The organism is Clostridia bacterium, assembly GCA_017620395.1.
Classification (GTDB): domain Bacteria; phylum Bacillota; class Clostridia; order Oscillospirales; family RGIG8002; genus RGIG8002.
This window is the reverse complement of record JAFZQJ010000026.1, coordinates 77130-99550: the sequence shown is the minus strand read 5'-3', so window position 1 is coordinate 99550 and position 22421 is coordinate 77130. Positions and strand designations below refer to the sequence as shown.

At 56.0% G+C, this 22421-nt stretch carries 24 protein-coding genes; 6 read left to right on the top strand and 18 right to left on the bottom strand.

The features are described 5' to 3' along the window. Positions 1 to 397 precede the first annotated feature (397 nt). The 5 genes from J5441_05520 to J5441_05500 all read right to left on the bottom strand — a co-directional run bounded on the left by J5441_05520 (position 398) and on the right by J5441_05500 (position 3410). Positions 398 to 670: a sporulation protein YabP gene (locus tag J5441_05520; protein ID MBO4934607.1), complete on the bottom strand. Its 273-nt coding sequence runs from the start codon at positions 668 to 670 to the stop codon at positions 398 to 400. 87 nt (positions 671 to 757) lie between these two features. Further along, a complete protein-coding gene (locus J5441_05515) occupies positions 758 to 1003 on the bottom strand; it encodes an RNA-binding S4 domain-containing protein (GenBank protein ID MBO4934606.1) in 246 nt (81 codons plus the stop codon). Between the two features lie 63 nt (positions 1004 to 1066). Continuing rightward, a complete protein-coding gene (locus J5441_05510; GenBank protein ID MBO4934605.1) occupies positions 1067 to 1339 on the bottom strand; it encodes an HU family DNA-binding protein in 273 nt (90 codons plus the stop codon). Between the two features lie 70 nt (positions 1340 to 1409). Continuing rightward, positions 1410 to 2120 carry a nucleoside triphosphate pyrophosphohydrolase gene (mazG, locus tag J5441_05505; protein ID MBO4934604.1) on the bottom strand — a complete coding sequence of 237 codons (711 nt, stop codon included), beginning with the start codon at positions 2118 to 2120 and terminating at the stop codon, positions 1410 to 1412. A 12-nt stretch (positions 2121 to 2132) separates the two neighbouring features. Further along, complete coding sequence (locus J5441_05500; GenBank protein ID MBO4934603.1) at positions 2133 to 3410, bottom strand: amidohydrolase; 1278 nt, start codon at positions 3408 to 3410, stop codon at positions 2133 to 2135. A 268-nt stretch (positions 3411 to 3678) separates the two neighbouring features. Here J5441_05500 and asd point away from each other — a divergent pair, with 268 nt between their 5' ends. Genes asd through J5441_05485 form a run of 3 tightly spaced genes read left to right on the top strand, consistent with a single transcriptional unit; the run spans position 3679 to position 6461 of the window. Continuing rightward, a complete protein-coding gene (gene asd, locus J5441_05495; GenBank protein MBO4934602.1) occupies positions 3679 to 4758 on the top strand; it encodes an aspartate-semialdehyde dehydrogenase in 1080 nt (359 codons plus the stop codon). 31 nt (positions 4759 to 4789) lie between these two features. Beyond that, complete coding sequence (locus J5441_05490; protein ID MBO4934601.1) at positions 4790 to 5689, top strand: 4-hydroxy-tetrahydrodipicolinate synthase; 900 nt, start codon at positions 4790 to 4792, stop codon at positions 5687 to 5689. A 25-nt stretch (positions 5690 to 5714) separates the two neighbouring features. Then, positions 5715 to 6461: a 4-hydroxy-tetrahydrodipicolinate reductase gene (locus J5441_05485; protein ID MBO4934600.1), complete on the top strand. Its 747-nt coding sequence runs from the start codon at positions 5715 to 5717 to the stop codon at positions 6459 to 6461. Between the two features lie 135 nt (positions 6462 to 6596). Here the strand turns inward: J5441_05485 and J5441_05480 are convergent, their stop codons facing one another. The 11 genes from J5441_05480 to rplS form a co-directional block, all read right to left on the bottom strand. Next, positions 6597 to 7100, bottom strand: a complete 504-nt coding sequence (locus J5441_05480) for a helix-turn-helix domain-containing protein (GenBank protein MBO4934599.1) — start codon at positions 7098 to 7100, stop codon at positions 6597 to 6599. A 335-nt stretch (positions 7101 to 7435) separates the two neighbouring features. Further along, a complete protein-coding gene (gene nrdR, locus J5441_05475) occupies positions 7436 to 7894 on the bottom strand; it encodes a transcriptional repressor NrdR (protein ID MBO4934598.1) in 459 nt (152 codons plus the stop codon). Between the two features lie 73 nt (positions 7895 to 7967). Further along, positions 7968 to 9176, bottom strand: coding sequence for a hypothetical protein (locus J5441_05470; GenBank protein ID MBO4934597.1), 1209 nt, complete (start codon positions 9174 to 9176; stop codon positions 7968 to 7970). Then, complete coding sequence (secD, locus tag J5441_05465; GenBank protein ID MBO4934596.1) at positions 9169 to 10467, bottom strand: protein translocase subunit SecD; 1299 nt, start codon at positions 10465 to 10467, stop codon at positions 9169 to 9171. The genes J5441_05470 and secD overlap by 8 nt, the downstream gene beginning before the upstream one ends. 150 nt (positions 10468 to 10617) lie before the next feature. Continuing rightward, the gene (locus J5441_05460) at positions 10618 to 11304 is read right to left on the bottom strand and encodes a metallophosphoesterase (protein ID MBO4934595.1); all 687 of its coding nucleotides are present in this window, start codon (positions 11302 to 11304) and stop codon (positions 10618 to 10620) included. A 4-nt stretch (positions 11305 to 11308) separates the two neighbouring features. Then, positions 11309 to 12784, bottom strand: coding sequence for a threonine synthase (locus tag J5441_05455; protein MBO4934594.1), 1476 nt, complete (start codon positions 12782 to 12784; stop codon positions 11309 to 11311). A 46-nt stretch (positions 12785 to 12830) separates the two neighbouring features. After that, positions 12831 to 13223 (bottom strand): YraN family protein, encoded by a 393-nt coding sequence (locus J5441_05450; GenBank protein MBO4934593.1) that lies wholly within the window; start codon positions 13221 to 13223, stop codon positions 12831 to 12833. Positions 13224 to 13226: 3 nt separating this feature from the next. After that, on the bottom strand, positions 13227 to 13838 hold the full coding sequence (locus J5441_05445) for a ribonuclease HII (protein MBO4934592.1): 612 nt from the start codon (positions 13836 to 13838) through the stop codon (positions 13227 to 13229). Continuing rightward, a complete protein-coding gene (gene ylqF, locus J5441_05440; protein ID MBO4934591.1) occupies positions 13828 to 14694 on the bottom strand; it encodes a ribosome biogenesis GTPase YlqF in 867 nt (288 codons plus the stop codon). Before ylqF ends, J5441_05445 begins: the two co-directional genes overlap by 11 nt. Beyond that, positions 14681 to 15625 (bottom strand): signal peptidase I, encoded by a 945-nt coding sequence (gene lepB, locus J5441_05435; GenBank protein MBO4934590.1) that lies wholly within the window; start codon positions 15623 to 15625, stop codon positions 14681 to 14683. Before lepB ends, ylqF begins: the two co-directional genes overlap by 14 nt. Before the next feature lie 54 nt (positions 15626 to 15679). Beyond that, a complete protein-coding gene (rplS, locus tag J5441_05430; GenBank protein ID MBO4934589.1) occupies positions 15680 to 16024 on the bottom strand; it encodes a 50S ribosomal protein L19 in 345 nt (114 codons plus the stop codon). Positions 16025 to 16312: 288 nt separating this feature from the next. On the opposite strand from rplS, the gene J5441_05425 reads away from it, so the two are divergent. The 3 genes from J5441_05425 to J5441_05415 are packed head-to-tail and all read left to right on the top strand — an operon-like array spanning position 16313 to position 20019. Then, positions 16313 to 17431, top strand: a complete 1119-nt coding sequence (locus J5441_05425; protein MBO4934588.1) for a hypothetical protein — start codon at positions 16313 to 16315, stop codon at positions 17429 to 17431. A gap of 12 nt (positions 17432 to 17443) precedes the next feature. Then, positions 17444 to 19108 (top strand): DAK2 domain-containing protein, encoded by a 1665-nt coding sequence (locus tag J5441_05420; protein MBO4934587.1) that lies wholly within the window; start codon positions 17444 to 17446, stop codon positions 19106 to 19108. Positions 19109 to 19119: 11 nt separating this feature from the next. Beyond that, positions 19120 to 20019 (top strand): DegV family protein, encoded by a 900-nt coding sequence (locus J5441_05415; GenBank protein MBO4934586.1) that lies wholly within the window; start codon positions 19120 to 19122, stop codon positions 20017 to 20019. A gap of 69 nt (positions 20020 to 20088) precedes the next feature. Here the strand turns inward: J5441_05415 and J5441_05410 are convergent, their stop codons facing one another. Together J5441_05410 and J5441_05405 are read right to left on the bottom strand one after the other, a co-directional pair. Continuing rightward, positions 20089 to 20808 (bottom strand): hypothetical protein, encoded by a 720-nt coding sequence (locus J5441_05410; protein MBO4934585.1) that lies wholly within the window; start codon positions 20806 to 20808, stop codon positions 20089 to 20091. 38 nt (positions 20809 to 20846) lie between these two features. Continuing rightward, positions 20847 to 22283, bottom strand: coding sequence for a M23 family metallopeptidase (locus J5441_05405; GenBank protein MBO4934584.1), 1437 nt, complete (start codon positions 22281 to 22283; stop codon positions 20847 to 20849). Between the last annotated feature and the right edge of the window lie 138 nt (positions 22284 to 22421).

Genomic DNA, 22421 nt, shown 5'->3' with positions numbered 1-22421 from the left:
GAGAAAAAAATTGCGGTTTTTTTCGAGATGTATAAGCACGGTGCGATGATACGCGAACGAACGAAGCCGCACGCTCTCGCCGCGAAGCGAAAGCAGACGGCAAAAACCCGTCTCGCGCACCTCCCCGACAGACGTCTGAACGTAAAGAATCCGGCCGCGGCGCATGCAAACCAAAGCAGACGCAGACTTCCGTCCGCGTAAGCGAGAAGCAGCATAAAAAAGCTCAAGGCGACGCAGACGCTCCAGGCGAGGTCGGCGGCGAAGAGCGCCTTTTTATTCGGTCTGACAGCGGAGATCCAGCCGTTGATCATCTCGAGCGCAAGCTCGGCCGCAGCTCCGAACGCGGCAATCCTCAGCATATTGAGCAGCACTGCGCCGGTATCGTCAAAAAAACGCATCAGCGGAAAATCTTTCTGAAAAAGCCCTTTTCGCCGACGCCGTCGGTATATTCGAGCGCTCTTACTGTCCCCTCTATCTCGGCGCCGCCGCCCGAAGTGTCGAGTCTGCCGAGCTTGAGACCACTGCCCGCTATAACGAGCCCTCCGAGCGAAGTTTTAAGCGCTATCCGGCCGTCGTCGTAGCTCACCACGTCCTCGACTCCCGTCAGCGTCACCTTTTTTCTGCCGACGACAGAAACATCGTGCCGTCTGTCCGCTGTGTTTTCCGCCATTCGCTCCCACTCCTCCGATGATTATGGGCGAAAAAATCCGCCGTCCCATACTATGAACGGCGGCGGCTCCTTATTCTGTTTTTCGCATCATTCTTCGATTATACGATACATCGACGGCGCGTCCGCCTTCGCGGCGGTCGGAGCGACGGAAAGTATCTCCGCCTTCACCTTGCCGGTGCCGAAGGAGACCTCTATCACGTCCCCGACGTTGACCTCGTGGGACGGCTTTACGCTTTTGCCGTTTATACTGACTCTGCCGCCGTCGCAGGCGGTGTTGGCGACCGTGCGGCGCTTGATGATGCGGCTGACTTTCAAAAACTTATCTACCCTCATACTGCCTCCGTGTGAAAAATGACCGGAGCGTACGCCCCGGTCATTTTCATTAAGAATCACTAATTATTTGACAGCGTCCTTCAGGGCTTTGCCGGCCTTGAAAGCGGGGACCTTGGAGGCCTTGATGGTGATCTCTTTGCCGCTCTGGGGATTTCTGCCCTTTCTGGCGGGGCGCTTCCTGACTTCGAAAGTGCCGAATCCGACAAACTGGACTTTGTCACCCTTCTTGAGGGCCTTCTTGATGCCGTCGAGAGTGGCGGCGAGGGCTTTCTCGGCCTTAGCCTTCGGCAGGTCGGCTTCCTTGGCAATGATTGCGATGAGTTCGGTCTTGGTCATGGTTTATTTCCTCCTTCAAAATTAACCGCTTCTGCGGTTCGTTGACCATATTCAAGGGCTTGTCCGGATATTATTCTCCGGTTCCCTTGTAAGATATGATATACCAATTTATGGCTTTTGTCAAGGTTTCTTCGGGCTCAATTTCAAATTTTTTTGCCAAAATAACAATATTTATCAGCATTTTGCCCATAATTCGCTCTTTTTCGGCCTGTTCCGCCTTCAAAAACCCGTCCAAAAGCGCAGACGTTTCGGCGCTGAGCTCCTCGGGAGTCCCGAGATCCGTTCCCGCCTTTTCCGCGCGCTTGACCACCTTGTAGGAACGCATCAGCGCCGGAAGAGACTTCGGCACGTCCTCAAGACGCTTTTTTCCGTCCGTCTGGCCCTTCGTGCGGATCTTGATGTCCTCCCAGTTTTCAAGCACTTTTTCGGGAGTGTCCGCGGAAACGTCGCCGAAAATATGCGGATGGCGGACGACGAGCTTTTCGCAGACCTCGGTGATGACGTCGTTTATATCGAAGCGGCCGGCCTCGCGCTCCATCTGCGCGTGGAAAAGCACCTGGAGCAGCACGTCACCGAGCTCCTCGCGGAGATTGGCGGTATCGTGATTATCGATCGCCTCGCACGCCTCGTAGGTCTCTTCGATGAAGTTCTTGCGAATGCTCTCGTGAGTCTGTGCGCGATCCCACGGGCAGCCGTTTTCACTGCGCAGCAGCGCCATTATGTCGACGAGATCCCGAAACTCATATCTGTCCTTGACAAGTCTTTTCGCTTCCTCGGTCATTATCGTTTCCTTCTATCTGTAAGTTTTATCGACGAGCTTCTCCATTTCGAAGATCGCCTCCTCGACGTCGAGAGTCTTGAACTCGCCATCTTTGTAAAGCACCTCGCCGTCCACCATCGTCAGCGCGACGTCGGCCGCGCGGGCGGACTGAACGATTGCGACGGTGGCGTTATAGGTCGGATGCATATGCGGCGCGTCCGTTCCGACGAGCGCGATATCGGCGCGCTTGCCGACCTCGAGGACGCCGGTATCCGCCCTGCCCTGCGCCTTCGCGCCGGCAGCGTTCGCGAGCGCGAACGCCTGCGAGGCCGGCAGCGCCTGCGGATCGCGGCGGAAGCCCTTGGCGCACAGCGACGCGAGATGGAGCTCGGTGAACATATCGGTGTTATTATTTGAAGAACAGCCGTCCGTTCCGAGGCAGACGTTTACTCCGGCGGCGAGCATATCGGTAACGCGGGCGACGCCGCTGCCGAGCTTCAGGTTGCTGGAGGGATTATGCGCGGCGGATGCGCCGTTCGCCGCCATGATCGCGATATCCCCGTCCGTCACCCAGACGCAGTGCGCCGCGAGAACCGGCGACCTGAAGCATCCGCACTTCTCGAGGAACGCCGTCGGCGTTAGACCGTGGCGCTCGATACACTCACGGTGCTCGGTTTCGGTCTCGGAAACGTGGACGTGAAGCACCGCGCTCTTTTCAAGCGCGTAATCCGCCATAGCGCGGCAAATCGCTTCGTTGTTGGTGTATTCGCTGTGCAGGCAGGCGTCGATTTTTATCCTGCCTTCACCCGCGCCGTCGAACTTGTCGAAAAGCTCCTCCGTCTCGCGGAAAGAAACGAGCTTCGACGCGTCCGTCTCGGCGAAGGCGGAAACGCCGCGTGAGATATTCGCCTTGATGCCGGTGTCGAGGGCGGCGGAAATGATCTCGTCGCAGAAATAGTACATATCGGAGAAGGACGTGGTTCCGCCCGCAAGCATCTCCGCGATCGCAACGCGGGACGCCCATTTCACGAGCTCGGGAGTCAGCTTGTCCTCCGCGGGAAATATCTTCTCAAAAAGCCACGGCTGGAGCGCCATATCCTCCGCGTATCCGCGGAAAAGCACCATCGGCAGATGCGCGTGAGCATTCACGAAGCCTGGAACCGCTATCGCGTTTCTGCCGTCTATTATCTCGTCGTACCCGGCAGGCTCAGCCGCGCCGATATAGTCGATGATCTTGCCGTCGACGCCGACGCATCCGCGCACCTCTCCGGATGGGGTTATCGCAGTTATGTTTTTGATGAGCTTTTTCATATTATCACCTTTCTCCGCAAACGCGGCAAAGCGGTATTCACGAATTATTATTATATCAAATCAGCGGCGGCTTTTCAAGTGGATTCTTATATTTTTATACAGGTACGCCGCAGCGAATAATTTTGCGGATAAAAGCGTAAAATTTTTCATTTTGCTATTGCCATTTTCTTATATTATGGTATACTACTATGATAGGTGTGGTAGTTTTTGCGCAAGCGGCATACTATGTAACAGCGCAGAACGCCGGCCGCGAAAGGACCTGATACACATGAAAAATTACAAAGTCGGAATAATCGGCGCGACCGGTATGGTCGGTCAGCGTTTCATCACCTTGCTCGACAAGCACCCGAATTTCGATATCGCGCTGCTCGCCGCCAGCTCCCGCTCCGCGGGAAAGCCCTACGGCGAACTGATGGAAGGGCGCTGGAAGCTTGCCTCCGCAATGCCGGAAAGCGTAAAGGATATGGTCGTGCTCGACGCGGAGCAGGATATAGACAAAATAGCCACGTCGGTCGACTTCGTTTTCTGCGCGGTCGATATGCCGAAGGCGGAGATACGCGAGCTCGAGAACAAATACGCCATGCGCGAATGCCCCGTCGTTTCCAACAACTCGGCGCACCGCCTGACGCCCGACGTTCCCATGCTCATCCCGGAGATCAACCCGCAGCACGCGGAGATAATACCCGTCCAGCGCGCGCGGCTCGGCACGAAGCGCGGCTTCGTCGCCGTCAAGCCGAACTGCTCTATCCAGGGCTACGTTCCGGCGCTGTCACCGCTGCGCAGGTTCGGGCTGAAATCCATCGCCGTCTGCACATATCAGGCGATAAGCGGCGCGGGCAAGACGTTCGCCACCTTCCCCGAGATCGCTGACAACGTGATCCCATATATCGGCGGCGAAGAGGAAAAAAGCGAAGTCGAGCCGCTGAAGATCTGGGGCAACATCGACGGCGGCGAGATAAAGCTCGCCTCCTCCCCCGTCATCACCGCGCAGTGCGTGCGCGTGCCCGTTTCAGACGGACACCTCGCGGCGGTCTTCGCTTCGTTTGAGAATCCTCCGTCCTTCGACGAGGTCAAGGAGATATGGAAGAACTTCAAGGGACGTCCGCAGGAGCTGAAGCTCCCCTCAGCTCCCGAGCAGTTCATCACCTATTTCGAAGAAGACAACCGCCCGCAGACCGCGCTCGACCGCGACATCTACGGCGGCATGGGCATAACCGTGGGACGTCTCCGCGAGGATAATCTTTTCGACATGAAGTTCGTTTCCCTCTCCCACAACACACTGAGAGGCGCCGCGGGCGGAGCCGTGCTGATGGCCGAGCTGCTCTGCGCCGAGGGCTACATCGACTGATACTGCAATTTTTACGAAAGGCAGAACAGATATGAAGAAGATCGTTTTTAAGGGCTCCGGCGTAGCCATTATTACCCCGTTCATCGACGGAGGCGCCATTGACTACCCCGCGCTCGAAAGAATACTGAATTACCAGATTGAGAACGGCACCGACGCAGTCATCATCTGCGGCACTACCGGCGAATCCTCGACGCTTACTGACGCCGAACACCGCAACGCCATCAGCTTCGCGGTGAAGACCGTCGCCGGCAGAATACCCGTCATCGCCGGAACCGGAAGCAACGACACGGCGTATTTCCTCGACCTTTCGCGCTACGCCGCGGAAGCCGGAGCGGACGCGCTGCTCGCCGTCACGCCTTACTACAACAAATGCTCGCAGGCCGGACTCGTCAAGCACTTCGAGTGCGTCGCGGACAGAGTGAATATCCCGATGATACTCTACAACGTCCCCTCCCGTACCGGAGTCAACATCCTGCCCGAGACCTGCGCGGAGCTCGCGAAACACCCGAACATCGTCGCGATAAAAGAAGCTTCCGGCAATATTTCGCAAATAATGCGCACCGCTTACCTCTGCGGCGACGACCTGCAGATCTATTCCGGCAACGACGACCAGATTGTGCCGATCCTCTCGCTCGGCGGCATAGGCGTAATTTCCGTCCTCGCCAACTGCCTGCCGCGTGAAACGCACGATATATGCCAATACTGGTTTGACGGCAAGCTGAAGGAATCCCTCGCGCTGCAGCTGAAGTTCCACCCGCTTATCGAAGCGCTCTTCTGCGACGTCAACCCCATCCCCGTCAAAGAAGCGATGAAGCTGCTCGGCTGGTGCGACGGCTCGCTCCGCATGCCGCTGACGAAGATCTCCGGCAAAAACGAGGAGCGCCTGCACAGCGAACTCGCGAGCGCTATGCCGGAGGCGCTTATCGTCTGACGGCAAACCGAAAAGGAAGTTTAAGATGAAGATTCTGATTTGCGGCGCCGCAGGCGCCATGGGCAGGGCGGTCGCCGCCGTCGCCCGCGAATACGGACACGAACCCGCAGCCGGCGTCGACAAGGTCGCTGCCGAGCTCGGTTTCCCCGTCTGCTCCGATATTTCGGAGGTCACTGGCAAGTTCGACTGTGTTATCGACTTCTCCCACCCCTCCCTGCTGAAGGGCATAATCGACTACGCCGTGAAAACGAAAACGCCCGCGGTCATCGCGACGACGGGCATTTCGGACGAGCAGATCGAATATATGCGTAAGGCTTCCGCGCAGGTGCCGGTATTCTTTTCATACAATATGTCCTTCGGCGTCAACCTGCTCGCCGGTCTTGCGAAGAAAGCGGCGTCGATACTCTACGATTCCTTTGATATCGAGATAGTCGAGATGCACCACAACCGCAAGCTCGACGCGCCCAGCGGCACCGCGATAATGCTCGCGGACGCGATCTCCGGCGCGCTGCCCGAAGAGCCCGTCTACGTCTACGACCGCCACTCCCGCAGGCAGAAGCGCGACAAGAAAGAGATAGGCATATCCTCCGTGCGCGGAGGCACGATAGTCGGCGACCACGAAGTCATATTCGCCGGCAAGGACGAGGTCGTCACGCTGAAGCATACGGCGCTTTCGCGCGACATCTTCGCCGTCGGCGCGGTCAAGGCCGCGCAGTTCATCTCCGCGAAGGAAAACGGCATGTATTCGATGGACGATCTGATCGGAGAATAATAATAACCGCGAAAAAACAAGTGTGCAGCAGAAAGCGAAAAACCGTGTTCGTTTTCGACTGCACACTTTTTGTTTATTATCGCCGTTACCGGCGGTTGACCGCGGCTCGCTCCCGCGCCAGCAATGAGTAAGACGTCATTTCGCCGAAGACTTTTCACGCGCTCTTGCACGCATTGATCTGAATACGTCCTGAAGCTCCGGCTTCTGCGCGAATTCATTAACAACTTTTTTCACGTCTTCTATCCCGCCGAAGCATTCCACGCGCAGACCGCCGTTTTTGAAAAAGAAACACACCCGCACGGAATAGCGTTCGTTACAGTCAAGCGCGGCGTCTATCATTTCATGAAGCAAAAGCTCGTCATATGTAGGCAGATAAAAGCTGACGAGCTGCATCGCGAACGGCGAATCGGATTCTATGAACCCGTCGGTAACAGCCGCCCTCTGCCTCTTTCGGGCGACGGATACGACGTCGGGGTGATTGAGCGTTTCCGCAAGCTCTTTGAAATCGAACTCCCTTTTCCCTTTAACGACTTTCCCTTTTATGACGCCGGCGTTCGTCAGCTTGCGCAGCGTGCGCGTCGAAATATTCGTCAGCAGCGCAACGTCGGAAAGCGTATATTTTCTTTCGGATCCTGCCATAACCGGCGCCCCCTTCATCATAATAACCCGCGTCCGTCTGCATTCGCCGCAAACGTTGCTTTCATACGATTATTTTATTATGCTGCCACCCGGTTGTCAACGTGAAATAATTTGTTTTTTTCACAGAACAAAACCGCTCCCGCCGGCTGGTAAGACAAGGCTCCGTGCCGGAGGCGGCATACGTATCCCCGCAAGTGCGCGTCTATACGGTTTCTCCGTAACTATCCATCCCGAAACGGCTTACGGTAAAAAGAACCGGCTTTTACTCACGGACATTACGTTGTAGAAAAAGTTTAACGGAGCAGGTTTCCCTGCTCCGTTTCGCTTGTGAAATATTATTCCTGTTCGCGTTTGAGCTGCTGAAGCTCCGCCATAAAGCTTTCCACGTCGCGGAACTCCTTATAGACCGAAGCGAATCGCACGTACGCTACCTCGTCTATATCACGCAGCTTTTCCAACGCAAGCTCGCCGATGCGTGAGGACTCCACCTCGCGCAGCAGCGAATTCTGCAGCGACGCCTCGATATCGAACACGGCGCGCTCGATGCGTTCGGTCGGCACGGCGCGCTTTCCGCACGCGATGAGCATCTGCCGCAGCAGCTTCTCCGCGCTGAACGGTTCGCGCGAACCGTCCTTTTTGATGACGATCAGCGGTATGCGCTCGATCGCCTCGTAAGTCGTGAAGCGTTCGCCGCATTTCAGGCACTCCCTGCGGCGGCGGATACGCTCGTTGTCATCGGTGGGACGGGAATCTATGACCTTACTTTCCTCATAGGCGCAGAAGGGGCATTTCATACCTTTCATTCAGGTTCCTCCGTCATCTTGATTATATGCAGACGGCTGACCGAAGCCAGCCGTCTGAGCGTTATTATTTCTGGAGCTTTACCCACAGCGGTCCGGAAATGAACAGCGTGGAAAGCGTGCCGGCGATGATGCCGACAAGCATCGGGAACGCGAAGCTGATGATGGATTCGATGTTGAACACGATTGACATTACGGCGACCGTGCCGATGGCGATGGAGGTCGTTATAGTCGTGTTGATCGTTCTCGTCAGCGTTTCGTTCATACTGTCGTTGACCAGCTTGACGTAGTCCACTCTGCCGCGGCCGAGCTTCGCCTTGTTCTCGCGGACGCGGTCATAGATGATTATCGTGTTGTTGATCGCGTAGCCGAGGATGGTCAGCATGACGGCGATGAAATTCTCGCTCAGGGAGCTGCCCATAATCACGAAGGTCGCGAACACGAAGGAGAGGGAAACAAGCAGCGAAACGATCGAGCAGAAACCCGCTCTCCAGCCGCCTATCTTGCGGAAGCGGATCGCTATGTAAATGAGCATCAGACCGACGGCGATGAGTACCGCGATGAGGCTCTTAATGAGGGTTTCTTTACCCATCGAAGCGGAGACGCTGTTGGAGCCCGCGTTGGTGAAGGTGACGTCGGGGTACGCCTTCTGGATGGCTTCTTTCAGCGCGGCTTCTTCTTCGACGTTGACGGCGTAGACGTCCGCCTCGGACTTGGCCGAAGCGGCGGCTTCGGCGGCTTCGGCGGTTTCACCGTCTTCGGCGCCGGTCGTGGTAACTTCGCCGTCTTCTGCACCGGTGGTCGTAACCTCGCCGTCTTCGGCGCCGGTGGTGGTGACTTCACCTTCGGCGGCGTCGAGTTCGTGATTCTCAACCTTTTCTCCGGCGTTGGTATCGCCGACGACCGGAGCATCGGCGATGGGGGTTTCCTCGCTGCTCGCGGCAGCGTCTTCTTCGCCCGCGGCCGCGGGTTCGTCTTTGACCTGCGTGCCGGCTCTGTTGGCAACGCTGATGGTTATCATTTTGTTGCCGGAGGAATCGGTGTTTTCCTGAACGGTAACGTCTCTGCCGAGCGTGCTTTCCGCAATGCTCTCGATGTTCTTGAGATCCACGGTGCCGCCGGTGTAACTGTATTTCAGCAGCGCGCCGCCGGTAAACTTGATGTCAACTCCGATGCCGCTGATGAACGCCATCGCAATAGTCGCAACGTAAACAACAGCTATACAAAGCACGAACCACTTGCTGTTTTTGCAGAAATCATAATATCTCTTACGCATTTTTCGCACCTCCGTAAAGGGTCACCTTGCGGAAGACCTTGAACTTGGAAATGCCTCTCAGCATCTGCCTGGAAGCGAAAACGCCCATCACGAAGTTCAGCAGAACGCCGACTCCGAGGGTGAAACCGAAGGACTTGATCGTGCCGCTGCCCATTATGTAAAGGATGAACGCGACGATGAACGTCGTTACGTTGCCGTCCAGAATGGAGCTCCACGCCTTCTTGTAGCCGGCTTCGATGGCGCCGTCGATGGTCCTGCCGGCGATAACCTCTTCCTTTATCCTCTCGGCGGTGATGACGTTGGCGTCAACGCCCATACCGACGGCGAGGATGATACCGGCAAGACCGGGCAAGGTAAGAGTCTGAGCCGCAAACACCGGAAGCACGAAGATGAATCCGTTGATCGCGAGGATGGTGCAGGAGACCTGACCTACAATCGAAATGATCGCGACGAGTCCGGGCACCTTGTATCTCCAGAGCATAAAGAGCGCGATAAGTCCGAGCGCGATGGCGGCCGAGAGAAGCATAACGTCAAGCGCGTCTTCGCCGAGCGTCGGGCTGATGGTGGAGTAGGTCTCGACCTTCATCGAGAAGGGCAGCGAACCGGCGTTGATCTTGTCCGCCAGCGCCTTGACCTCGGAATACTCCTTGAAGCTGCCGCTGATGGACGCTCTGCCGTTGGTTATCGCCTCGTTGACGACGGGCGAGGAAATCAGCTCGTCGTCGAGATAAATGCTGATCTGTTTGCCGACGTTGGCGCTCGTCGCGGTCGCGAACTTCGTCGAACCCTCGCTGTTAAGATCGAGGGAGACTATGTACTGGGCGTTCTGCTGGTCGTAACCCGCAGTCGCCTGGTTGACGTCCGCTCCGGTCAGAACGGTCTCGCCGCTGGGATCCTTGAAACTGAGCAGCGCGGTCTCGCCTATTTCCTTGATGGCGGTCTCCGGATCAAAGTTGGATTCGTCGGCCTTCCACGGGAAACGGACGATGATGCGGTCGGCGGAATAGTCCCCGATGACTTCGCTGTCGGAGATGCCCTTGTCGTCAAGACGCTGCTGCAATATGGTAATCGCACCGTCGATGTTTTCGTCCGTAACTTCTTCTGTCGTGTCAGGCTGGAAGGTGGCGTCCACGCCGCCGCGGATGTCTATTCCCCACCTGATCTTGCCCGCTCCGGAAATGCCGGACGACATATCACCGTAGTATCTGTACAAGCCGAAAAAGGCTACGTAAGTCAGAAACAGGATAGCCGCAAGCACGATAAAGAAGACGGGCTTTGCTTTTTGTCTCATTTGACTTCCCCTCCGAATAATTCGGTTTTACGCGCTCGGACGGCAATCCGTCGGGCGCGGTTTTTGACAGTATCACTTGATAACAGACTATCAAATATACATTATATAGTAGACGCGGGTGTTTGTCAATCGTTTTTTTGCCGTTTTTATTTATTCCGCCACCTTGACCGGACGAAAGTCCGCGCAGATACTCGAAACGAGCTTGTATTCCACGCCACCGTAAGAGAATCCGTCGCGGAACTCGCTGTCGCGAACGTGGATGTGCCCGAAGTAACAGCGGCGCACGCCGTATTTCGCAAGCAGGTCTGCGACCTCGACGCACGCGGTACCTGAAAAGACCGGCGGATAGTGCAGGAACGCGACGCGTTCCATTCCATCTTCCGCGGAAACGAGCGAAGCTTCGAGCCGCATCAACTCGCGGTTGAAGACTTTCTTATCAAGCTCCGTCGGCTGATTATAAAGCCAACCGCGCGTGCCGCACAGGCTGACGCCGGCTCGAACGTAAGAGTTGTTATGCAGGAACTTTATCGTTGTCAGGCCGTTTTCATCGAGGAATTCGGTCATCTTTTTGACCGTCGTCCACCAGTAGTCGTGGTTGCCCTTGACGAGCAGCTTTTCGCCCGGAAGTTCATCGATAAAGCGGAAGTCGGGCAGCGTCTGCGGCAGATCCATTCCCCAGGAAAAGTCGCCCGCGAGCACTACGGTATCGTCCGGTCCGACGGTCTCGAGCCAGTTCGACTTCAGGCGCTCCTCGTAGTTCTGCCAGCCGTTGAAGACGTTCATCGGCTTGTCGGTGCCGAATGAAAGGTGCAAATCGGCAATGGTGTATACCGCCATCCGTTCACCTCTGCTCAAGCACGACCGCCGCCATATCCCCGGGGCGGCAGACACCGGAAAAGCGCACCGCCTTACCCTTCAGCGCGGAAATGCGGGCGGGCGCGGGAACGCCGGTCTTCGCCTCGAGGCGCTCGATCAGCTCGAATGGCGCGCCTTCTGCGCTCTCCCCTATCGCGCCGAGCACGGCGGCGGGGAACTTATACGGCGAGGCGGTAGAGGCGATGACGCAGGGGCGTTCGTCGCCCGTCGCGGCGCGGTAGTCGCCGCAGACCTTTATGCCGACGGCAGTGTGGGTATCGGGCAGATAGCCGGTTTCCGCGAAGGTCTTTCCGATCGCCGCGGACGTCTCGGAGTCATTCGCGCAGGAGGCAAAGAAGAGTTCCGCCGCGCGTCGTTCCATCTCGTCCGTAACGCCGTAGCTTCCGGTTTCGGCAAGAGATTTCATAAAGCCGCGTACCGCTTCCGCGGAGCCGTCGGCCAGATAGCTGAGCAAGCGCTCGAGGTTCGATGAGATGAGTATATCCATCGACGGCGATTCGGTGGTGTAGAACTCGCGGTTCTTATCGTATTCGCCGGTGGCGAAGAAGTCGGTCAGCACGCGGTTTCTGTTGGAGGCGCAGACGAGTTTGTTTATCGGCGCGCCCATCATCTTCGCGTAGTATGCGGCGAGGATGTTGCCGAAGTTGCCGGTCGGCACGACGACGTTGAAGCCGCCGTCAAGCGCGGCGCCCTGCTTTTTCAGCTGCGCCCACGCGTGGACGTAGTAGACTATCTGCGGCACGAGGCGTCCCCAGTTTATCGAGTTCGCGCTGGAAAGGACTTCGCCGCGCGCGGCGAGTTTTTCCGCGATAGCCGGATCCGCGAAGATGCGCTTGACTCCGGTCTGAGCGTCGTCGAAGTTGCCGGCGATGCCGCTGACGCGGACGTTTTCGCCCTCCTGCGTCGTCATCTGAAGCTTCTGCATATCGCTGACGCCGTCGGCGGGATAGAAGACGGTTATCTTCGTGCCCTCGACGCCGCTGAAGCCCTCCAGAGCCGCCTTGCCGGTGTCGCCGGAAGTCGCAACGAGGATGTGCACGGTCTTGTCGAGCCCCGTCTTTTTCGCGGCGGCGGTGATGAAGTACGGCAGGATCTGCAGCGCGACGTCCTTGAATGCGGAGGTCGGCCCGTGCCAGAGCTCGAGCGCGTAGTCCGCGCCGGAAAGCTTCGTGAGCGGAACGACGTCCGGCGTATCGAAGGAGGCGTAGGCGGCGTTCACCATTTCCGCAAGCTCTGCTTCGGTGAAGTCCGTGAGGTACTTTTTCAGCACCGTCAGCGCGGTCTTCCCGTAATCGCATTCCATTATCGCGGCGACGTCTTCGCCGGTCAGACGCGGGATGCTCTCGGGTATGTAAAGTCCGCCGTCGGGAGCGATGCCGTTGACGATCGCTCTCGCGGAGGAGACGTATTCGCTTTCGTTTCTGGTGCTGCGGTATCTCATATTTTACCTCCGTAGGTACATTAAAAAGCGTAACGCGCCGCTGTAATCAGAATATTTCGTCCTCGCAGCTGAACGCGTTTTCGATGTGGTTGATTTTCAATAGTTTCGGCGGGAGCGACGAGTCGTCCAGCCACACCTCTATTACGTCGAAGCGCGGCTGAAGGCGTCGGCCGTCCCGCGCCAGAAAGAGCTTCGCGGCGGTGATGAGCTTGCGGCGTTTCGACTCAGTCACCCATTCGCGCGGCTCGCCTATCGCGTTTTTACCGCGGGCCTTCACCTCGGCGCAAACAAGCAGCTCCTTGTGTATCGCGATGAGGTCTATCTCGCCTCCGCGGACGCGGTAATCGCAGGCGATCAACTCGTAACCGCCCTTTTCGCGAAGCATACGCGCCGCGTATATTTCGCCCCATTTACCGTTCGACGCGGCTCGGGTGTACATGTGTCACGCCCTGCCCTTCAAAAAGGTTTTTCTGTGTATTTCCAGCACTCCGAAGCGGTCTATCGCGTCGTAATGCTGCTTCGTGCCGTAGCCCTTGTGCTGCGCGAAGCCGTATTCGGGGAACCTCGCGTCGTATTCGTACATCAGCCGGTCACGGCTGACCTTCGCGAGTATCGACGCCGCGGCGATCGACGCGCTGGTCGCGTCGCCCTTTATCACGAAACGCGCCGGTACCGAAAGCTTCGGAACGCGGTTGCCGTCGATAAGCGCGAGCTGCGGCTTTTCGGCGAGGGCTTCAACCGCGCGTTTCATCGCCAGCATCGCGGCGTTGAGTATGTTAATCTCGTCTATCTCTTTCTCGTCCGAAAACGCGACCGCCCACGCGAGCGCGGTTTCGGTTATAACGCCGAACAGCTCCTCGCGCTTCGGCTCTGATATCTTTTTGGAGTCGTTTACGCCCGGTATGCGGACTCCTTCGGGCAGAATGACCGCGGCGGCGCAGACCGGACCCGCGAGGGGGCCTCTTCCCGCTTCGTCGACGCCGCAGAGCAGCTCGACGCCCGCTTCGGCGCGGATCGCGGAATCGTATTCGAAAAGCGAAGAATTATCCTTCATCTGCAATCGTCCGTTCCCCGTCCGGCAGGTCGAGGGTGATCCTGCCGAGCTTTCCGCCCCTGAAATCGTCGAGCACGAGCTCGGACGCGCGGAGCGTGTCTATCTCCCCGCCCTTGACCATACAGCCGCGGCGGCGGCCGACCGCTTCGAGCATTTCGAAGCCGGCGGCGGCTTCCACTCCGTAGCGCGCACCGATGAAATCCGGATAGATGTCGCGCACGAACTCAAGCAGCTGCGCGGCAAGGCCTTCGGTATCGGTTATGCGGTCGGTTATCGCGCCGGTGAAGGCGAGCTTCGGGCCGCTTTCCGCATCGAGCTTCGGCCAGAGGATACCGGGGGTGTCCATGAGTTCGGTACCGTCCGCGAGAGTAATCCAACGGTTTTCGCGCGTTACGCCCGGGCGATCCTCCACCTTCGCCTTGCCGCTGCCGACGAGGCGGTTGATGAGGGAGGATTTTCCGACGTTCGGGATGCCCGCGACAAGGGCTCGAATCGCCATTCCACCCATGCCCTTCGCCGCTCTGGCGCTGATTTTGTCAGCGAGAAGCTCGCGCACGGCGGGCAGTACTTTATTTACCCCGCGTCCGCTTTTGCAGTCGCAGAAAACACACTTATAGCCTTGCTTCTTGTAATGCTCCGCCCACCTCGTCGAGAGGTCGGGGTCGGCAAGGTCGATCTTGTTGAAGACAAGGACGCGCGGCTTCGAGCGCGTTATGCGCTCCATATCCGGATTCTTGCTGCTGCGCGGAATACGCGCGTCAAGTATTTCTATAACTGCGTCGACGAGCGTCAGATCCTTCGCGATCTGCCGCTCGGTCTTGCGCATATGGCCGGGGTACCAGTTAATGTTCTCCATAAGGATCGTCAGTCGTCAGCAGTCCCATTTCGGACAGCGGGAATATCCTGAACAGCGCTCTGCCCACTATCGCGTTTTCGCTTATGCAGCCGAAGGAACGCGAATCAAGACTCTCGCCGCGGTTATCGCCCATAACGAAGACATAGCCGTTCGGCACGGTCAGCTTCGCCTGTCCGCCGCTGTGCGTTAAGGTCTGGAAGTTGATATAATCCTCTTTCAACTCCACGCCGTCGACGAGCACCTTCTGAACGCCGTTCTCGGAGCTTGTAACCTCGACGGTCTGTCCGCCGGTCGCGATAACGCGCTTAATAAGCGGCTTTGAATACTGTCTGCCATTGAAGAAGATAGTATCTTCGCTCGTGTCGAGAACGATGATGTCGCCGGTCTTCGGAGTATAGAAAAGATTGCTTATCACAACCCTGTCTGCGTCCTGCAGCGTCGGGACCATGGATCTGCCGTCAATACCGACTATGCGGAAGATGAAAGTGAACAGCAGAATGACAACCACGACAGCAAAGATTGCGGATTCCACCCACTCGAAAACGCCGGTGACGGTGTCCCTGCGCGGCTTCTTTTTGCCGTCGGACGCCGCGGCGACGGGAGGCAGATATTCCTCCGACTGCTCCGTGTGAGAAGAAACGTAAGCGGCTTCCTCCCGGGACGTTTCCGCGGCTTCCGGAACCGCTTCGCGGCGCACCGGTTCTTCCGGCGCCGTTTCATACGATACCGGCTCCGGCTCCGCGGGCTCCGGCTCCGCGGGCTCCGGCTCGGCGGGAGCGTATGAAGGCGCGGCGGATTCCTCGGCGGGCTTCGCCTGCGGCGCAGCCGGCTTCGCGGCCTCAGCTTCAATGTCGTTGAAGATGGGGTCGGACAGAACCCGTTTCATCGCTTCTTCGTAATCTCCGTATTTTTCTCTGTCGAAATCAGACATACGAAAACCTCTTGAAACATTGCAAAAAGGGGACTTGCGTCCCCTTCCCGTTGCTTATTTGAACGACTGCTTCGTCTTGGCCGCCTTACCGACTCTGTCGCGCAGATAATAAAGCTTGCTTCTGCGAACTTTACCCTTTCTCGTGACCTCGATCTTGGTGACCTTCGGGGAATGGAGAAGGAAGGTTCTCTCGACGCCGACGCCGTAGGTTACGCGTCTGACGGTGAAGGTCTCGGAAATGCCGCCGTTCTTGCGGGCGATCACGATACCCTCGAAAACCTGGATTCTCTCACGCGAGCCCTCTTTGATCAGAACGTGCACTCTGACGGTGTCGCCGATCGAAAACTGAGGGATCTCCTCTTTGAGCTGCTGCTCAGAAAGCATTTTTACATAGTCCATATTCATTCTTTCCCTTCCGGAAACTTCATTCTCCCATACTTCGGCGGCCGCTTTCGGCCGCGGGACAGCGGAAATTCCCTTTTATAACCGAGACATAATAACACACAATTCCGAATAAATCAAGTCTTTTTTTCGTTTTTTTGAAAAAAGTTTTCTCCGCCGTCAACGAATATATTATAACACACTTCCGACCGGAAACGACAAGGTTTTTATTTTGTATTGAATTTTTCATACTTCTGTGATAGAATTGACACATATATAAACTCTTTCAAAAAGGAGTGACTGAACGTGTTGGAAATCCGAGAGGTCAAAACCAAGAAGGAACAAAAGGATTTCGTCCGCTTCCCGCTGAAGCTGTACGAGGGCAACGAATACTTCGTGCCGATGCTTTACGGCGGGGAGTTTGATATTTTCAAGCCGGACTACCCTTTTAACAAGGTCTGCGACACCGTCTGCTATATCGCTTATGAGGACGGAAAGACCGTCGGGCGCATTCAGGGCATCATCCAGCGCGAAGCGAACGAAAAGTGGGATCAGAAGCGCGTCCGCTTCACCCGCTTCGACTCCGTCGACGACGAAAAAGTCTCCGGCGCGCTCTTCGCCGCCGTCGAAAAGTGGGCGAAGGACAAGGGCATGGAGGAGTTCGTCGGCCCGCTCGGCTACTCCGACCTTGAGCGCGAGGGGCTGCTGATCGAGGGCTTCGATCAGTTCCAGACCTTCGAAGAACAGTACAACTACCCCTATTATCAGAAGCTCATAGAGGCCTCCGGCTTCGAGAAGGACACCGACTGGCTCGAATGCCAGCTTTACAGTCCGACGGAAAGCCCGGAAAAGATCATCCGCGTCAGCAACCGCATGCTCGACAAGTACGGACTGCATCTCTATCAGGCCGACTCTATAAAGGAGCTCGTCGACGTGCACATCAACGGCATCTTCGACGTCATCGAAAAGACGTACGCCCGCCTTTACGGCACGATGCCGCTGAATCAGGAAATAGTCGACAACTACATAAAGGATTTCAAGCTTGTCGTCCGTCCGCACGACATAATGATGATAAAGGACAAGGAGAACCGCACAGTCGGCTTCTCGCTCATGTTCCCGTCCATCTCCGACGCGGTCAGGAAGTCGAAGGGGCATATCACTCTCCCCTTCCTCATCCGCTTCCTGCGCTCCAAAAAGCGCCCGAAGGTCATCGACCTCGGGCTTATCGGCATTCTGCCGGAGTATGAGTCAAAAGGCGTCGTCACCGCGATGATAGGTCTGCTTATCGACTTTTTGCAGAAGAGCGACCTGCACCACCTCGAGACGAACCTCATGCTCGAAGACAACCACCATATACTCAACCTCATGAAGCACTTTGACAGAGTGCAGAACAAGCGCAGGCGCTGCTTCAAAAAAACCATATAACGGACTGATTTGATGAACTATTACGACTTCAAGCTCGTTGACGGCTTTATGTTCGAGAAGTTCGCCGTCAGCGGAGCCGCAAAGCTCCAACAGAATATCAAGGAGATAAACGACCTCAACGTCTTCCCCATCCCCGACGGAGACACCGGCGACAATATGTTCCGCACGATCTCCGGCGGCATCAAGGAGATGGAAAAGGAGCCGGCGAACTCCGTCTGCAAAAAAGCGCGCGCTCTCGCGAGCGGTATGCTGCTCTCCGCTCGCGGAAACAGCGGTGTTATCCTTTCGCAGATATTCTACGGGATAAGCACCGGACTCGATGGCGTGGAGACGGCTTCGATAAACGACATCGCGAACGCCTTCATAAGCGGCTCGAAACGCGCTTACGAAACGGTCGTCACTCCCGTTGAAGGCACGATACTCACCGTCGCGCGCGAATCCGTCGACGATATTTTTCCGCTGATCAACGAGGAAACGACGCTCGGCGAATTCACCGATATGCTGGTCAAGCGCATGAACGCTTCGCTCGCCAACACGCCGGAGCTTCTGGACGTGCTGAAGGAGGCGGGCGTCATCGACAGCGGCGGCGCGGGGCTCTACCTCATCGCCGAAGGCGCTTATGAGGCCATCAAGGGCAACGACGTCGCGCTCGGCGAATCCGCGGCGGCCGCCCCCGCGAGCGTGGATATCTCCCTTTTCGGCAAAGACGACAAGTTCGAATTCGGCTACTGCACGGAGTTCATGCTGAGGCTGATGAGCGCGAAGTGCGACGTCGACGCCTTCGACGAGCAGGTTATAATAGACTACCTCTCCGCGATCGGCGACTCCATCGTCGCGTTCAAGGAAGGCTCCGCCGTCAAGGTGCACGTCCACACGATGACTCCGTCGAAGGCGCTGGAGTTCTGCCAGCAGTTCGGCGAATTCCTCACGGTCAAGATCGAGAACATGATGCTCCAGCACAACGAGCAGGAGCGCAGAAAGGCCGCCGAGCTGCCGCAGGCGCAGAAGAAGCGCATGAAATTCGCCACCTGCGTCGTTACGACGGGCAGCGGCATAATAGACATATTCAAGGAGCTCGGCGTCGACTTCATAATAGACGGCGGTCAGGGCAAGAACCCCTCGATAAAGGATTTCATCGACGCCTTCGATAAGATCAACGCCGACAACATCTACGTCTTCCCCAACAACTCCAACATCTTCATGGCCGCCGACCAGGCGGGACGGATCTACGACAAGTCCGCGATACACGTCGTCCCGTCGGTCAACCTCGGGCAGGCCTACGCCGCGCTCTCGATGCTCGACTACAGCTCCGGCGACGCGGAGGCGATAAAGCGGAACTTCATCGAGAATATGGACTACGCGCTGACCGGAATGGTCTGCCGCGCGATACGCAGCGTTGAATACAACGACGTTTCTGTCAAAAACAACGACTACATAGGCTTCACCAACAAAAAGATACTCTCCTCCTCCCCCGACAAGACGGAGGCGCTGATCTCTCTCTGCGACGCGCTCGGCATAGCCGAAAAGGACATCGCCACCGTCATCTACGGCGCCGACGCCGATGAAGCGGACAAGGAAAAGGTGCGCGAAGCGTTCGCGTCGCATTACTCCGGCAAAGAATTCTACGAAATAGACGGTATGCAGGAAGTCTACGACTTCATCATCATTCTTGAATAAGGAGAACGGACATGGAAAAATTTGCGATCTTTACAGACTCGAGCAGCAACCTGAGCAGCGAACAGCTCAAAGAATACGGCATTGCGGAATCGCTGCCTATGCACATCTACATCGACGGCGTCGAGCACGACGTCGACCGCGACTGGACCAACTTCGAGCCGAAAGAGTATTACGACATAGTCAGAAGCGGCGCGAAGTTCTCCTCCTCGCAGGTCTCCGCGGCGGAGTATGAGGCGGCGTTCCGTACGGCGCTCGAAGAAGGGCGCGACGTGCTCTCGCTCTCCTGCTGCAACGCGCTCTCCGGCTCCGTGCTTGAAAGCATCGCCGCGAAGGAAAAGCTGCAGAAGGAGTTCCCCGACAGGAAGATAATCTGCGTGGATACCTACAACTGCTGCTATTCGCTGGCGATGATGGTCATCGAAGCCGCCAAAAAGCGCGACGCGGGAATGAGCATCGAAGACGTGCATCAATGGGTGCTCGACAACAGAGAGCACTTCAACGAAGCCGGCACGGTCGATAACCTCTCCTATCTGCGCCGCGCCGGACGCATCAGCGCCTCCGCCGCCTTCTTCGGCGGGCTGCTGAGCGTCAAGCCGATGATCGTCTACGACGAGACCGGCCACAACGTCGCCGTCGAGAAAGTCAGAGGCAGAAAGGCCTCGCTGATAAGAAGCGCGGAATACGTGCGCGACTACGCCGACCTCGACGCGAACAACAACGTCTGCATCGCTCACGCCGACTGCGAGGAGGACGCGAAGGAGGTCGCGGACGCGATACAGAGCTTCTTCCCCGATAAGAAGATAAACTTCCACTTCGGCGTCGTCAATCAGGGCGTCGGCTCCTCCGTCGGCCCCGGCACGATAATCCTCGGCTTCTACGGCGACCCGAAGATCAGACAACTGAATAAATAAATACAATAAAACGCTAAACAACGCCCCGAGTCAGCTCGGGGCGTTGCCGTTTTATGATCTTTTACGGTATTACGGATAGCCGATACCGTCGCTATGATAGTAAATATAAACGGACTTAACTTTCAGATTGTCGTCGAAGTTGATGCATACCGTCGGCCACCAGCCGCAGCAGAGCAGTAAGGAGTAATTACCCTCGTCTTGAGTGAGCACGTCGTAATCGAGCAACTTCGCAAAGCCGGTCGTAAACTTATCCATCGGATCGCCGTACATAGCTTCTGATCGGTAGTCGCGCTCCTGCGGGAATTTTACTACTACGTCATAGAGCGAATCGCCGAGCTTTATCCCTCCGGGATACGTCAAATCGTCCCTTCTGAACTCCGCTACGTATAAGTCCGGATGGCTAAACGGCTCACCGTAAAGCGCGTCGATGAACGTAAACCGCATACCGTCATAGACGTATATCGTTTTTTCGTATTCACTGACATCGCCCACTTTAGTCACTTCTTTCGGCTCTCCGAATATCCGCACAAGATCCTCACGCATCGTTTTGTCGCTCAGCCCAAACAGATCGACGTCTTCGGATATCATCTTTCTCGCACCGGCGTTCGGCGTGACGGCGTTGAGCTCGGGGTATATTATAATATCGCTCGGACCTGGATCGGTATATTGCGACTCTTCATTCGACGATTCCGGAGGCGCGGAGCTGCTTACCGGCGCCGACGGCTTCCCGCAGGCGCAAAACAAAAACAGCATAACTGGGATAAAAAGAAACGCAACGATTCTTTTCATAAGCGGATTCTCCTTTTCGGGTAGATGAATCAACTGTATCAGGACGGACCCACAATAGTGCCAACGTATCCGCACACCGTACACCTATTACCCGCAGCATTCGGGACATGATAAGCGTATGCATACCCGGAGCATCCCAAAAAACTACAGGCGCCGCGATGATAAATAGGACTCCCATAGTTCGTCCATTGATTATCATTAACAGGCGCAAGGTGTTGTCCGTTATAGGTGTGCATAAACAGATAGGGTGATGCGGACGTAAGAACATCATTACCACATGGTTGCATAGAGGTTGCGATTTCAAAATGCACATGCTTGCCGTTGGCATACCCCACATCACCTTGCTTCCCTATTACGGCGCCTGCAGATACAGTAGCCGTGTTGTTGCCGCTGACAATCCTGTTTGTCATATGAGCGTATATCGCCGAGCCGTAACTGCTATGGGTAACTTTAACTGCACCGTTACTGGCATCGTTCGGAGGTATAGATGCCGTTCCGGGCGTTATCGAGTGGACGTTTGGAGTATTGTTTCCGTTAAAGGAGTACACCATATCGACGCCCTCGTGTGCGCCCTGATGACTTTCAGAGAAAGTGCCGTACAGATTGGTAAAATAATAAGTATCAGGATTAGGGTCTGGTGTGGACGACGCATAGATGGCGTAATAGGCGCTCAACACAGCGACTTCCTGATTCTGTCTGTGTCTGTAGATGTGGGTATAAGTCGTCCTCAAAAAAGAATCGGGGTTAAACTTATATCTTTGGAAGCTTGCGACAGTCTCGTAAAGAGAAGAGTCGTAGCGCGTCGGCTCAGCATCTTCTTTTTCGCTTTGCGGTACAGTTGCGTTCCGGTAATCGCTGTCGTTTGACACCGCTTGGGCGTAATCAAGCTTGAATAAATAGTACTTTTTCAGCGCGGAGCGCAGTACCGCGTCGTTTTCGGCGAGAATGCTTGCATCGTCCTCATAGCACTTGTGAAGGTAAATAAAATCATCAAGCGTTATACCGCGCCGCTCCAGTTCCTCAAGCGTTTTCTCATCAGGGGTAAGAGCCTTATGGGTTTGGGCATAACTATAGTTTTCATAATCCTTATAGGTCATTTCGTCGATCTGCTCTTTCGAGAGTTCGGGGAATAATATGCGCATATTTTCTTTAGACTGTGGCGTGAGCTTTTTTGAGCCGAGGAAGTCGAGCAGTTCGCTGAGCGTCATTTTTTTCGCTTCGTTCCGGCTCGCTCCGAACGTCACGGCCTCCTGAATTTCCACTTCGTCCAACGGTCTGTCGTCGCGAACGGCGAACAGATTTACGTTCGGTATTTCGATGCCGAGCGAAGCGGGAAGCCACTTTTCGTAACTGCGTATGTCCTTGAATTCCGCCTCCTGTGAATCAGGTAAGGCGAATGCGGGCGTTTGCGGTAATACCGCGATCGCTGCTATAAGCACCATAGCAATTGACAGTCTCAACAGTTTCGCTTTCATAGGTATGCCTCCTTTAATAATGTATTGTGGTTTCCCACAAACTTTATGATAAATAAAAATCGTCAATTTGTCAATAGTTTATTGTTATATCTTAATATTTTTGTTGAAAATCATAACACAACGCCGTCACGGACTTTG

Bases quoted from the DNA above. Each gene is read 5' to 3' on its own strand.
- J5441_05520 (MBO4934607.1), bottom strand. From the start codon at position 670: ATGGCGGAAAACACAGCGGACAGACGGCACGATGTTTCTGTCGTCGGC.
- J5441_05515 (MBO4934606.1), bottom strand. From the start codon at position 1,003: ATGAGGGTAGATAAGTTTTTGAAAGTCAGCCGCATCATCAAGCGCCGC.
- J5441_05510 (MBO4934605.1), bottom strand. From the start codon at position 1,339: ATGACCAAGACCGAACTCATCGCAATCATTGCCAAGGAAGCCGACCTG.
- mazG (MBO4934604.1), bottom strand. From the start codon at position 2,120: ATGACCGAGGAAGCGAAAAGACTTGTCAAGGACAGATATGAGTTTCGG.
- J5441_05500 (MBO4934603.1), bottom strand. From the start codon at position 3,410: ATGAAAAAGCTCATCAAAAACATAACTGCGATAACCCCATCCGGAGAG.
- asd (MBO4934602.1), top strand. From the start codon at position 3,679: ATGAAAAATTACAAAGTCGGAATAATCGGCGCGACCGGTATGGTCGGT.
- J5441_05490 (MBO4934601.1), top strand. From the start codon at position 4,790: ATGAAGAAGATCGTTTTTAAGGGCTCCGGCGTAGCCATTATTACCCCG.
- J5441_05485 (MBO4934600.1), top strand. From the start codon at position 5,715: ATGAAGATTCTGATTTGCGGCGCCGCAGGCGCCATGGGCAGGGCGGTC.
- J5441_05480 (MBO4934599.1), bottom strand. From the start codon at position 7,100: ATGGCAGGATCCGAAAGAAAATATACGCTTTCCGACGTTGCGCTGCTG.
- nrdR (MBO4934598.1), bottom strand. From the start codon at position 7,894: ATGAAATGCCCCTTCTGCGCCTATGAGGAAAGTAAGGTCATAGATTCC.
- J5441_05470 (MBO4934597.1), bottom strand. From the start codon at position 9,176: ATGCGTAAGAGATATTATGATTTCTGCAAAAACAGCAAGTGGTTCGTG.
- secD (MBO4934596.1), bottom strand. From the start codon at position 10,467: ATGAGACAAAAAGCAAAGCCCGTCTTCTTTATCGTGCTTGCGGCTATC.
- J5441_05460 (MBO4934595.1), bottom strand. From the start codon at position 11,304: ATGGCGGTATACACCATTGCCGATTTGCACCTTTCATTCGGCACCGAC.
- J5441_05455 (MBO4934594.1), bottom strand. From the start codon at position 12,784: ATGAGATACCGCAGCACCAGAAACGAAAGCGAATACGTCTCCTCCGCG.
- J5441_05450 (MBO4934593.1), bottom strand. From the start codon at position 13,223: ATGTACACCCGAGCCGCGTCGAACGGTAAATGGGGCGAAATATACGCG.
- J5441_05445 (MBO4934592.1), bottom strand. From the start codon at position 13,838: ATGAAGGATAATTCTTCGCTTTTCGAATACGATTCCGCGATCCGCGCC.
- ylqF (MBO4934591.1), bottom strand. From the start codon at position 14,694: ATGGAGAACATTAACTGGTACCCCGGCCATATGCGCAAGACCGAGCGG.
- lepB (MBO4934590.1), bottom strand. From the start codon at position 15,625: ATGTCTGATTTCGACAGAGAAAAATACGGAGATTACGAAGAAGCGATG.
- rplS (MBO4934589.1), bottom strand. From the start codon at position 16,024: ATGGACTATGTAAAAATGCTTTCTGAGCAGCAGCTCAAAGAGGAGATC.
- J5441_05420 (MBO4934587.1), top strand. From the start codon at position 17,444: ATGAACTATTACGACTTCAAGCTCGTTGACGGCTTTATGTTCGAGAAG.
- J5441_05415 (MBO4934586.1), top strand. From the start codon at position 19,120: ATGGAAAAATTTGCGATCTTTACAGACTCGAGCAGCAACCTGAGCAGC.
- J5441_05410 (MBO4934585.1), bottom strand. From the start codon at position 20,808: ATGAAAAGAATCGTTGCGTTTCTTTTTATCCCAGTTATGCTGTTTTTG.
- J5441_05405 (MBO4934584.1), bottom strand. From the start codon at position 22,283: ATGAAAGCGAAACTGTTGAGACTGTCAATTGCTATGGTGCTTATAGCA.